Annotated in this window: 8 protein-coding genes; 4 read left to right on the top strand and 4 right to left on the bottom strand. The window is 38.7% G+C overall.

The window, feature by feature from the left end; genetic code table 11:
- The first annotated feature begins 204 nt into the window (after nt 1–204).
- A complete protein-coding gene (locus DDZ16_RS20795; RefSeq protein WP_158275712.1) occupies nt 205–354 on the top strand; it encodes a hypothetical protein in 150 nt (49 codons plus the stop codon).
- A gap of 483 nt (nt 355–837) precedes the next feature.
- Here the strand turns inward: DDZ16_RS20795 and DDZ16_RS21160 are convergent, their stop codons facing one another.
- The 3 genes from DDZ16_RS21160 to DDZ16_RS18815 all read right to left on the bottom strand — a co-directional run bounded on the left by DDZ16_RS21160 (nt 838) and on the right by DDZ16_RS18815 (nt 3937).
- Nucleotides 838–954: a 30S ribosomal protein THX gene (locus tag DDZ16_RS21160; RefSeq protein WP_109266032.1), complete on the bottom strand. Its 117-nt coding sequence runs from the start codon at nt 952–954 to the stop codon at nt 838–840.
- Between the two features lie 131 nt (nt 955–1085).
- Nucleotides 1086–2138, bottom strand: coding sequence for a nucleoid-associated protein (locus DDZ16_RS18810; RefSeq protein WP_109266033.1), 1053 nt, complete (start codon nt 2136–2138; stop codon nt 1086–1088).
- 74 nt (nt 2139–2212) lie between these two features.
- Entirely contained in the window at nt 2213–3937 is a 1725-nt protein-coding gene (locus tag DDZ16_RS18815) for an alpha-amylase family protein (RefSeq protein WP_109266034.1), read from the bottom strand.
- A gap of 150 nt (nt 3938–4087) precedes the next feature.
- On the opposite strand from DDZ16_RS18815, the gene DDZ16_RS18820 reads away from it, so the two are divergent.
- Both DDZ16_RS18820 and DDZ16_RS18825 read left to right on the top strand, forming a co-directional pair.
- The gene (locus DDZ16_RS18820) at nt 4088–7066 is read left to right on the top strand and encodes a TolB-like translocation protein (protein WP_109266035.1); all 2979 of its coding nucleotides are present in this window, start codon (nt 4088–4090) and stop codon (nt 7064–7066) included.
- 328 nt (nt 7067–7394) lie between these two features.
- Entirely contained in the window at nt 7395–9716 is a 2322-nt protein-coding gene (locus tag DDZ16_RS18825) for a PAS domain-containing sensor histidine kinase (protein WP_109266036.1), read from the top strand.
- A 255-nt stretch (nt 9717–9971) separates the two neighbouring features.
- Here the strand turns inward: DDZ16_RS18825 and DDZ16_RS18830 are convergent, their stop codons facing one another.
- Nucleotides 9972–11222 (bottom strand): metallophosphoesterase, encoded by a 1251-nt coding sequence (locus DDZ16_RS18830; RefSeq protein WP_109266037.1) that lies wholly within the window; start codon nt 11220–11222, stop codon nt 9972–9974.
- Between the two features lie 331 nt (nt 11223–11553).
- Here DDZ16_RS18830 and DDZ16_RS18835 point away from each other — a divergent pair, with 331 nt between their 5' ends.
- Nucleotides 11554–12192 (top strand): hypothetical protein, encoded by a 639-nt coding sequence (locus DDZ16_RS18835; RefSeq protein ID WP_109266038.1) that lies wholly within the window; start codon nt 11554–11556, stop codon nt 12190–12192.
- The last annotated feature ends 169 nt before the right edge of the window (nt 12193–12361 follow it).

Consider the following 12361-nt stretch of genomic DNA (forward strand, 5'->3'; position numbering starts at 1 on the left):
ATTAGAAATGATAAACCAAACCTTTGATTTTGTGAATATTCCACTGCATCAATCTGCTTAGCCTGACGGCTATGCCTGAAAGGGGCCAACTAATTCGGAAAGCGAGAGCTTCCTGGATGAATTCCGTAGGTTGATCGAAGAGAGTTGAATTAAGATCGATGATACCTTTTTCCTGATTGATTAAGTTAACTGACAGGGATCAAGATGCAAAGAGCTCGACCTGCAAAAGAGCTGGAGGATGTTGACCCCTTATCAGGGATCTTAGGGGGAGATAGTGCATCCAATCCCCGGGACTTTCGCCCCGGGGGTATTCGGATTCGCCGCTTTCAGCGACAGGGAGGTTCTTCTGTATGAGGGGGGCTTTTCAAGTGTTCGATGTTTCTTGTACGTTCCTGATAAGAGGCCAACTATTCCGGATATTGTAGTGGGTTATGAGATGTTGGCCTCATTCAAAAACTAATCATATCCATATATTCACCCCTGGCAGGTGTGCCCGGGGTTATTTAAATTTGCCCCCCTGTCTGCCCTGCTTACTGCCAGGCAGGCATTGGTGGAATTTAATAAAATCGCCATTTTAAACTACAGCCAAGTTTAACTAAGTAGTGTAACCTGAATAATTCATAAATAATTTAGTGCGATGGCCAACCACCTGCAAAATATGAACGTCATCTTTAAAATTGATTTGAAAATAATTCACTATTTTCCCTCATCAATTTCATCTGCGGTTGTCCATATTTCTTGCTGTTTGACCATCTCATCACAATAATTCATGAATAAATCAGACTAAGAGTGAAGGCATAAAAAAGGTGTCCTGCAACCAGAACACCATTTTGAGAATTAAGCTTTTTGGGCTTCCGCCTTCTTTTTCGATTTTTCAATGTGCCTTGGACGGCTTTTGCCGTAGGACTTCAAAAAAAGTTTTCCTTTTTTGGTTTTACTATCGCCTTTTCCCATAATCAAATTGAGCTTTAGTGATTAAAATTCGTTTTGACTTTGAAAATTGTTGACAGATTTTTGTTCAACAAACCACAAAACTAATAAATGTGTTGCGGAATTCATATTTTTCAGAAAACTAATTCAGATATTTAATGCTCCACATCAAAGAAAAGCTTGTAATAGTTCATTCCCCGATCTCTGTCAAATCCTTTTTCTATATGGTCGCGCTTTCCATGTACGTATACATGAAAGTTTTTATCCAGTTTTAGAATTGATTTGAAATGTTTTTTCTCGGTTTTAACTGCACTTTTGGAGATATCAAAATTATCATTTAAGGGCATCGCCTTTTCATCCTCAAACACCTGTTGATAATCATTAAAAGCTTCAATAACCTCTGGCTGGCGGATCACTTGCTGTTCAAAATCGTCCTTTTTAAAGTTATTGTTCTTATCGAAAAAATCGATGGAACGGTTCAGCATGTCAATCTGATCAGGCTTCGGGACTTCGTGTTCATCATTAAATACATCTGTTACAAAGTCCTTACACAAATTCAGATAATTACGGGTAAAGTAGTAATTATCCTCACGGGGCATTAATCCGAGGAAATCATCTTTCCAGAAATGAGCTTCATTCCCTTTATTCACATTATCAACCATACAAACCTTGTAACCTGCCTCTTTCTCTGTATTGAAAACAATACAACCTTTGTCCAGTTTTCGAATATTAATTCCCTCCTGAGTGCCCAGTTCAAAAGTTTGATCTTTCAGATATACTTTCAAAAAGGTCTCCTTATTCTCACTTTTGAAAATGCCAATTCCATCAGTTACTTCTCCATCAACCACACAATTACTGAAATAAGCCATATAAAACTCACCACTTCGTATTTTCGGATGATTGGATTGTTCGTACAAATGTTCAGCCGCCTGAATGGATAAATCGTAGAGCTTATCGGGGCTATCGAAAACCGACGAAACAAGTTGAAAAACCGGGTTATTTTCAGGCTGTTCATTTTCATCGGTAAAATTAAAATAGGCCTCTGTTTTAAAAGGCTTAAAGAAATAAGAGAGTAAAACATCTCCCACCACTTCATCGTCGAAAAGCCGCAACGGACTTTTGGAATATTTAACAGGTTCTCCTTCAGTGCGACTTCCGATGTGATGCACAACAATGTTTTCTATGGTAACTTGCGAGTAGTCAATCATAATTATGCGCTGATCATTTTAACCCACAAATTTAGAAAAAACATCAAATAAAAGGCATTAAAAAAGCCAATCTATCACATTCGTTTCATTTGCTGATATTTAAGCTCATATATGGAGACACTTCTTTTTCTCAAAAATCCGCCAAATCCGGTGTTCAAAGCTATTTCAGCGGGGAATTGTATCATTTTATTCATCTTCAACAAGTCCTGCCCCTCAAAATACAAACGATCATTAAGCCCTGCCATTTCAAAAAAATGGGATGGAACCTGCAAGCGGTAATCGAGGTCTTTATCCGAGAAATTAGCCACTACCAGCAATAGTTGGTTATCTATATATCTGAAAAAGGCATATAAAGAGGAGCAGTTGAAAGCCGGATTCCGAAGGTTACTCCACATGAGATCGTAGAATTCCCCCTTAGAAATAGCCGGCTCTTTTTTGGAGAGATTTAAAATTCTTGAATATAAACCTCTTAAAATCAGCGAATATTCCGGGAGTTGACCGGTCGATTTCTCAACATCACTGATCCAATTCTGAACAAGAGGTAAACCCCAATAATCATAAATAGTAGTACGACCATCAACACCACTAAATCCCTCTTCATCCATTCCAGTTTCACCCAGTTCCTGACCAAAATATATCAACAATGGATTTTGCTGCATGGCAGCCATAACTGCCAATCCGGGAATGGCATTCAATGGATCTCGGGCAAAAAAGTCACTTGCAATACGCTGCTCATCATGATTCTCCAAAAAATATAACATATGATGCTGGAACCCTTCCACGCCCTGCCAGCAGGAAGTTATTTCAATGGCCGGGCGTTTTTGCATAATTACCCCCCGCATGGTATTGTAGAACAACTCTTTATCGTAAAGAAAATCAAAGCCCCCTTTAAAAATATAGTCGTGATACTTATCCGGATTATATATCTCAGCGATGAATTGTATCGATGGGTAATGATTACGAACCTCAGCGATCATCCATTTCCAGAATTCAAGAGGCACCATTTCTGCCATATCGCACCTGAAGGCATCCACACTCTTTGATGCCCAAAACAAAACAACATCTTTCATTTTAAGCCAGGTATCAGGAATAGGGTCAAAATACTTTTCCCCGGTTTCAAAATCAATTCCATAATTCAGCTTGACGGTCTCATACCAATCTGTAATGGAGGGGGTGGCTTTGAAACAATCATTACCGGTAACCCTTGCCGGAAATTCCTCCCAGGGATAACCATCCTCTGTCTGAACCGGAGAAACAAAACTTTCGTCAGGTATATAATAAAAATTATTCTTTGGTGAAAAATCAAGTGATGGATCATCAGCTGCTCCAAAATCCTTTACCCCCTCAGGTTTGCTGTCTGAAACATAATGACGTGAAAGATGATTGGGTACCAGATCAATTACTACTTTCAGATTAGCTTCATGTGTCCGTTGCACAAGTGCTTCAAACTCTTTCATTCGTTTAGGTATGGACTCGGCCAAATCCGGATCCACATCATAATAATCCTTTATGGCATAAGGAGATCCGGCTTCACCCTTTACAATATCAGCGGAGTCACGATCTATTCTGTAATTGGAATAATCGGAAAGCTGAGCATGCTCTATCACCCCTGTATACCAAACATGTGTAGCCCCAAAATCAGAAATATCATTAAGAATAACCGGATTAATATCATTTAATTTTCCACAACCATTTTCTTCAATGGTCCCTCCTTTTATATTTTTTGTCCCTTTGTTGGCAAAAATCCGTGGAATTAATTGATATATTACCGGACGCCCAGTTTGTTTACTTTCATCCATATTAATAACTTTTTTCCTTCCCTGAAATTCGATCAAACCATTTTACTGCTCATCGGTCATTAATGGAAAAAAACTCATATCCCGATAAAACGATTATTTTTGTTTGTTGTTTACAAATATCCGCCTTTCACGAATGCTTAGTCAACTTATATGCTGAAAAAAATTTACATAACTGCTCTGTTTTTAATATTACCCCTATTTACTGTGCTTTCTCAGTATTACTCATCAGGTGCCGATCCGGCTTCCATAAAATGGAAATCTATAAACAATGAACGCTTCCGAATGGTTTTCCCGGAAGAATTCTCACGTGCTGCTACGGATTTAGCCTTCTTTCTGGACAGTATTGCTCCCAAAATTGAAGCGACACTCGATCATACTCCCCGAAAAATTGATATTCTTATTCATTCGCATTCGACTTACACCAATGGTTTTGTATCCTGGGCCCCCAGAAGAATTGAGCTGTACCCCAATCCGGATCAGGATATATACAGTACCGACTGGTTGAAACAATTGGCCTTGCATGAATACAGGCACATTGTACAAATAGATAAGCTAAGACAGGGATTTACAAGGTATGTTTCCTGGCTGACAGGAGAACAGGCAACCGGAGCAGCATTAGGAGCTTATCTTCCTATGTGGTTTATAGAGGGAGATGCTGTTGTTACAGAAACCACTTTAAGCAAAAGTGGCAGAGGCAGAACCCCTGTTTTTTCCCAATCGTTAAGAGCAAGAATAAGCAAATACGGTCCGGATAAATACGATAAAGCCTATCTTGGTTCCTACAAAGAATATATCCCCAATTATTATCAAATGGGTTATCACCTGACTGCCGAAATTCGAAAAAGATATGGGACTGAAATATGGGAAGAAGTAATAAGAAATGTGGGAAGAAACAGTTGGTCTTTGATTCCTTTCAGGCAAAAGCTGCAAAAAACCGGATACAACAGTCCCAGTAAATTGTATAAGGCTATATATGACAGTCTTGCAGTGGAATGGAAAAAACACGAAGAGTCCATACATTTAACACACAATATCCCCATCGCAAAACAAGAGAATTCGTACTCAAACATTGAATACCCCGTAATCACTGACCAGGGGGATATTTTTGCAGAGATAAACGGGCCGGGCTTAAGAACCAGAATTGTGCAAATAAAATCCGGAGAAATAAACGGAACGATTGATTTTACCGGATATAGAGAAAATGGGCCCGTTGCAGCCAATGAACGATGGGTGGCCTGGGCAGAAACGAAGCCCCATATTCGCTGGCCAAATGCTGACTATTCTATCATTCGGGTATATAATCGCAAAGATGGAAAAACATTCACTCTTAAGAACGATTCCCGGTTTTTTGCCCCTTCACTGGCCCCGGCCAGCGACACCCTTGTGGTGGTTGAATCAAATGAAGCTTATTCCTTTTTCATTACATTGATTGAGATTCAATCGGGTAAAATCATTAAGCAAATCCCCATCCCAGGCAATAAATACCCCATTCATCCCCGCTGGACAGATTCCCAGGGAAGGATAGTGATGGTTCTATTGAGTGATGCAGGGAAAGAAATTGTTGAGCTTGACACTGAGCAGGAAGAGTGGAAGCAATTGCGAAAACCGGCTTTTGACGAGCCCAAATACCCCACTGTAACAGATAATAAGCTATTGTTTACAGCATCCACCCTTCATTCTGAAGAGATATTCAAAAAAGACCTGGAAACCGGTCAGACATCACAGATTACAAAATCCAGGTTTGGTGCAACCACCCCCCTTTTAGATCCCGAAAACGAAAAGATATTCTACTTAAATTATACAGCAAAAGGCTATAAACTGGTTTCAACTGAGATGGATCAAACCTTCAAAGAGGATGTAGAACCGGCAAACTTAACCAATCCTCTTGTTGAAAAACTAACTGAGCAGGAACCATCAATACCAAATAGTCACAAACAAAAGTTATTTTCAATTGAGCCATACAGTAAATGGAATCTTTTCAACCTTCACAGCTGGGCACCAGCCTACATCGATATTGATGAAACATTGATTGCCCCGGGGGTTACACTAATGAGTCAAAACCTTTTAGGCACAGCTATTACCAGAATGGGATACAATGCAAACAAGTCTGAAAGCCGGGAAAAATTTGATGCGGGATTTACTTACCGAGGCTGGTTTCCGGTAATTGATTTTGACGTAAAGTGGGGAGACTTCTCCGAAACTTTTGATGGCTATTATACAGATAACAATCAAATTTTCTCAATAAGGCAACTGGGGAAAGAAAAACAACTTAAACTGGAATCAGGTATTCGTGTGCCTTTGGATATAAGTATAGGAAAGTGGAATCGCATTATTCAACCCCGAATAAAGCTTTCATGGCAGAAAAATTCCAATCGTATTTATGAACAAACCAACTGGGATCAATACCCTGATGGCTCTCTGGTCAAGACAGGAGAGTCAGAGTTCATTGAAATTCCTGACCTGGACTACTGGGGGATGGAATACAGTCTGTATTTTCACAACAAACTCCGTGGAACATCAAGAGATGTGAATACCAGATGGGGCCAAACAATCAGTCTCATTTACCGTCATACCCCATGGGGAAATTACAACTCCGGTGATGCTTATGCTGCCAGCAGCCGCATCTATCTTCCGGGGATAGGCAAACATCAGGCACTTGTTCTGGAAAATGCCTGGCAAAATAAAACCAACGGGGACCAGGTAGATTCAGAACTTCCATATAAAGTATTCCAGAGATTTGGGGATCTGATCTCACTCCCCAGAGGATACAGCTTTATTAAAAACGATGACATGTACCTGTTTCGAAGCTCCTACCAAATGCCACTTTGGAATCCCGATTTATCATTCGGAGGGGTGGCTTATATAAAACGATTTCGTTTAAATGCTTTTTTCGATGCTGCCATTGCCAATTATGAATTGGACTATATTGAAGAAAACAACACAGAAAATTTCTCTAACTGGTTTACTTCAACCGGAATCGAACTGATGGCAGATTTTCATCCTTTCAGATTTGTTTTGCCTTTCAGTATTGGTTATCGCGGCGGGTTCAGAGATGCCGACAATACTTTCTTTCATGAGGCTATCTTTTCAACAAGTTTCAACAGTTTCCTAATCAATAAAAGAAAATGAAAGGTTCATGAATGTAGAATCAATAAAATATCAAGAGGGGAGGTTCCAAAAAATCATCATAAATTCCATCAGACTCCTTAAATCGGGAATTACGGAATGAAGTCCAGATCGGAAAGCCTTTATTAATCTCAAGTAACCTTATTGAAAAACAAAAAGCAATAGGTTATCTTTTTATTACAATTCCGAATTGAAGCACCCGTGCCTGGATGCACAGCACCAACAATTGGTATGAAACCTTTTATTTGTCATGATTTTACATTATATTTCTAATTCGAATTTAATTTAATGAAAAGTTAACAGAATACTTTTCAACTTAATCCCCTTTTTTATGCCAAAATCTTACAAACATAAGAATGAAAAGCTATTGGCTGAGATTGAAGAGCTAAAAGAAAAAGTTGCCAGACTCAAAAAGGCAAGGGGAACAGAATCCGGCAAACTGGCCGAAAACAACAAAATATATCAACAGGCGCAGGCAATAGCCAATATTGGAAGCTGGAAAGTAGATCTTAAAACCGGGGAGGTCAATGCCTCCTGGCAGTCTTATAATATTTACGGTATTGATAAAGATAAGACCTTGGATTTACAAGAAATACAAAAATTCCCACTTCCTGAATATCGCCTCAATCTTGACAAAGCACTAAAAAATCTTATTGAAAGAAACGAGGATTACAACGTGACTTTCAAGATTACAAGAAAATGTGATAAAGAAATCCGAACAATACACTCTGTTGCAGAGTACAATCAAGAGGAACAAGCCATTATCGGAACCATTCAGGACATTACGGAACAAGTGAATGCCCGAAAAGAACTTCAGAAAAGTGAAAGGAAATTCAGAAGTATTTTTAAAAAACATAAGGCTGTTCAACTCATAATAGATTCTGAGACCGGAAGAATTGTTGATGCAAATGAAGCAGCCGAGAAATTTTATGGGTGGAGCGTTGCAACCCTCAAAACAAAAAATATTTCTGAAATAAATACGCTTCCTGAGCATATCATTAAAAGGTTGATGAAGCAGGTCAGGTCTTCAGAAAACATGAACCTGGAATTCCGTCATCGCAGAGCAGACGGGTCTATTTGTGAAATTGCCTCCATATCAAGCATAATACCTATAGAGGGGAAAAAATACATCCATTCCTTTATTCAGGATAATACAACTAAAAAAGCCACTGAGCAAAAATTGATGCTCCTAAGCCGTTCTGTAGAGCAGAGTCCTGTTTTGATTATAATTACTGATAACAAAGGAAAAATAGAGTATGTTAATCCGGCTTTTTCCGAAAAAACAGGCTATTCCCTAAACGAGGTTATAGACCAGACACCCGGAATCTTAAAATCCGGAAATCAATCTGAAGAATTTTACCGTGATTTATGGGGAACAATTCTCTCCGGAAAAAACTGGACCGGACAATTTCTGAATAAAAAAAAGAATGGAGATTTTTATTGGGAAAATGCTTTCATTTCCCCGATAATAAACAGTTCGGGCGAAATCACACATTTTGTTGCAGTAAAAGAAGACATTACTGAAAAGAAAAATGCCACCCTCGAATTACAGGAGCGTGAAGCAAACCTTAAAGCTATTATAGAAAACTCTCTTGACAGCATTTGGTCTATCAATCAGGAATTCAAAATCCAATACCTTAACGATGTATTCAGGCAATCATTTTTCAATACTTTCGGTATTCTATTATCGAAAGGAGATGACATTGTGGAGGCCCTTCCAGAAACCATCAGGGAAAAATGGCGCGATCGCTATTATAAAGTTTTAAATGGTCACAGAGTTACCTTCGAAGATAAAATAACTTCAAAAAAGCAGCCTGTTTACATTGAGGTTTCGATGAACCCAATTGTATTGCATGATGAAGTTGTCGGGGCTTCAATGTATGGAAGGAACATCACCGAAACCAAGCACTATGAATTCAACCTTATTTTGGCAAAAGAAAAAGCCATTGAAAGTGATCGGTTGAAATCCGCCTTCCTGGCAAATATGAGCCATGAAATCAGAACCCCCATGAATGGAATTATCGGCTTTACAAGTCTATTGATGCAAGAAGATATTGACAATGAAGAGAGAAACCAATATCTAAAAATTATTCAGCAGTCGGGGCAACGCCTGCTGGATACCGTAAACGATCTGGTCGATATAAGCAGGATTGAAACCGGGCAAATAAGGCCCGTATACTCAAAACTGGATACCAATGAACAGATGCACTTTATTTATAGCTTTTTTAAGCCCCAGGCAAACGACAAAGGCATTGAACTCAAACTCTCCTCCCATATTACAATAAATGATGCTATCACTTATTCTGATCCTCATAAACTGGACTCAGTACTTACCAATCTTGTAAAAAATGCAATTAAATATACAGATCAGGGCGAAATTGAAATAGGATGTTTGAAGGAGAATACTCACTTTCTGTTCTATGTCAAAGATACCGGTATTGGAATCCCTGAAAACAAACAAGAAACTATCTTCAACCGGTTTGAGCAAGTGGACATTTCTGACACACGAGCTTTTGAAGGATCCGGATTGGGACTGTCCATTGCAAAAGCCTACGTGGAAATGCTTGGAGGTAAAATATGGGTGAAATCTAAAATTTTAGAAGGCTCTATCTTTTATTTCACCTTACCGGATCATAAGCCCAACTTTTCGTAAATGACTGTTTTGAAGACAAGCATAACGCAGCAATTGTCGTTTTCTTGCAAGCACAGATGAAAAACATGCGTTTTCTTACTGGCACTAATTAATTAGTGCGTTTCCATAAAGTCCCATTACCGCGTTACGCTTGCCCAAAAATTACTCATTTACAAAGGTAAACTGCGTGTTTTCGGGCTTCGCAAGCCTTGTAAATGCAACTTTCTGAACACGCAAATAAATTTTGACACTGTTTGCTTAGTTTTTAGACCGACACTAATTAGTTTTTGCAGCTGAAAGGGTGAAAACCGTAATTTCGGGAGGCATTCCCACTCTGGCTGGCATGCCAAGGTAACCCAATCCCCTGTTGACATACAAAAACTGTTTTCCAACCTGATAAAGGCCGGCCCAACGCTTAAATTTATATTTTGCAGGACTCCAGTTAAAATTACCAACTTCGACCCCAAACTGCATACCGTGCGTATGCCCGGCTAATGTCAGGTCGTAAGGCTTTTTTCCAACCACTTGCGCATCCCAATGATCAGGATCGTGCGACATCAAAATCTTAAACGTTTCACCGTTAGTTTGCTGCCATGCTTTATCTATATCACCATATTGCGGGAAGGGTGGATGTCCCCAATTTTCAACACCACTTAAAGCAATCTTAGCTCCGTCTTTTTCTATTGTTACCGATTCATTTCTAAGTAACTGAAAACCAAGACGCCGATTAGCAGATACTATGCTCTTGAAATTGGCTGCTTTACGCTCTTTTGAAGACCATGTACTGTAATCACCATAATCATGGTTTCCAAGAATAGAGTATTTACCCATTGAGGCTTTTATCTTTCCAAAAATCGCCTCCCAGTCTCTTGTTTCACCTGCAAAGTTGTTCACCAAATCTCCGGTAAAAAGTACAATATCAGGATTCTCTTCATTGATAAGGCTAACAGCCTCTTTAAGCGGAGCCCGGTTGGTTCCAAAGCTGCCTAAATGAAGATCAGAAATTTGAACAATCTTAAGACCATCAAATGCTGTGGGGAAATTTGGAAAACTTAATTTCAGATGACGTGTATAAAAAGCAAAACGCCCTTTGAATACCCCAAACAAAAGGGCAACAAAGGGAGCCGTAGCCATAATGATCCCAATCTGACTTAAGAATTTAGCTCTCGAAATTCCCGGATAATGTCTTTTTCGTTTCTTTATTGTCTTTCGCTGCAACAGAAGTGGCAACTGTCCTACCCCATAAACAAAGAGAAAGAAAACTTTGGGAAGATAAATGAAAAGAAATAATGTCAGAAAGACACTAAAAGCATTATACACCTCGTGACTGTTGGCGTCGGGAATTAAAAAACCAAAAACAAAAAAGCCGGAAAGAAAGCCAACCGGTAAAATCAAAAAACCGATAACCCCAAGGACTTTTTTTATTTTTGGCGGCAATGTATTTTTTGACCAAAACTGCCACAAAAACCAGTCAATCGCTCCTACCAACAACACTAAAACAAACAAAAAAGCCAGGTGATATCTCATTCTTATATAATTTTCTTCAAACCCCTGCTATTTACGGCAAAATAAAAAAAAGGTTTTAGGCTATCTTAATTCTAAATCAATGATTTGCAATGCAGCAAATGTAATGCCGCAAAAATAAAAGGGGCTCAAAAGAACGTTAAAGAATTTTAAAAACAATCTTATTCCTTGAAGGAATATTTTTCCCTTAAACACTTAAAAGTGACGGCCTGAATCCCTGTAAAAGCAATCAATTAAAATCTACCTGTTCAATACTGGATAAAAAAGTCTTAAACCCTTACTTTTGTGGAATAATATGCTAACAAGGCACAAGGGAAATTAAAAAGGAGAAGTTATGAAGAACAAAAACATTTTTAAGACATTGCTATTATTAATAGCATCGACAGCTATGATTTCGACACTTGCCTCTTGTGAAGACGAGAATTCGGATGATACTGAAACCGATGAATTTGAAACCTGGGAACCATATCAGCTTAAAGCCAACACATCTTATGAATACAATTTTGAGATCAGAGACAACGAAGTTGTTACCTCATCAGGAGATGTAATGATAGAAATAGGAGAACCAGATGTAGAAATCACCGGAACAATGGATGGAACTCCATTTAACTATACAAACAACAACTTCGATGATATAAACCAAAATTTCATCTCAGCGGTAAGTCAGTCCCCCATAGGCATTGTCATCTATCAACCGGTATGGATGGGAGCTTTTACAAATCAAAACCTCGAAGTAGGAAGCTCCTGGAGTTATTCATATGAAAATAATTCATTCCTGTTTGAAATTACAGGAACCGACACATATGGAGGTTATGAAGGTTATGTAATGCAAACCACTTTTACAAATGCAGAGGATGAAACCGTAATATGGAACTCCTGTGTTAAACCCGAAATCCCTCTCCCCCTTATGTCACATGTCGAATACCCGGAGGGAGAAGAATATTTTATGGAATTAACAAATTATCAAGAATAAAAGATACCTATATAAAGTGAAATCAATTCCCTTGTTGCCATAAAGCATATTTAAAGTGACTAAAAAAACCCGGTCAATTTTTGAAAAACCGGGTTAAATTATGATTTTATATAGTCTTTGCAAGAAAACTCCGATAACTGCCTTACGCTCATCTTACTTGCCAGTTATT

It is taken from the genome of Marinilabilia rubra (genome assembly GCF_003121985.1).
Lineage (GTDB): Bacteria > Bacteroidota > Bacteroidia > Bacteroidales > Marinilabiliaceae > Marinilabilia > Marinilabilia rubra.

Excerpts from the sequence above, each read along its gene's own strand:
- DDZ16_RS18830 (WP_109266037.1), bottom strand. The coding sequence starts at position 11,222 with ATGAGATATCACCTGGCTTTTTTGTTTGTTTTAGTGTTGTTGGTAGGA.
- DDZ16_RS18820 (WP_109266035.1), top strand. The coding sequence starts at position 4,088 with ATGCTGAAAAAAATTTACATAACTGCTCTGTTTTTAATATTACCCCTA.
- DDZ16_RS18825 (WP_109266036.1), top strand. The coding sequence starts at position 7,395 with ATGCCAAAATCTTACAAACATAAGAATGAAAAGCTATTGGCTGAGATT.
- DDZ16_RS18815 (WP_109266034.1), bottom strand. The coding sequence starts at position 3,937 with ATGGATGAAAGTAAACAAACTGGGCGTCCGGTAATATATCAATTAATT.
- DDZ16_RS21160 (WP_109266032.1), bottom strand. The coding sequence starts at position 954 with ATGGGAAAAGGCGATAGTAAAACCAAAAAAGGAAAACTTTTTTTGAAG.
- DDZ16_RS20795 (WP_158275712.1), top strand. The coding sequence starts at position 205 with ATGCAAAGAGCTCGACCTGCAAAAGAGCTGGAGGATGTTGACCCCTTA.
- DDZ16_RS18835 (WP_109266038.1), top strand. The coding sequence starts at position 11,554 with ATGAAGAACAAAAACATTTTTAAGACATTGCTATTATTAATAGCATCG.
- DDZ16_RS18810 (WP_109266033.1), bottom strand. The coding sequence starts at position 2,138 with ATGATTGACTACTCGCAAGTTACCATAGAAAACATTGTTGTGCATCAC.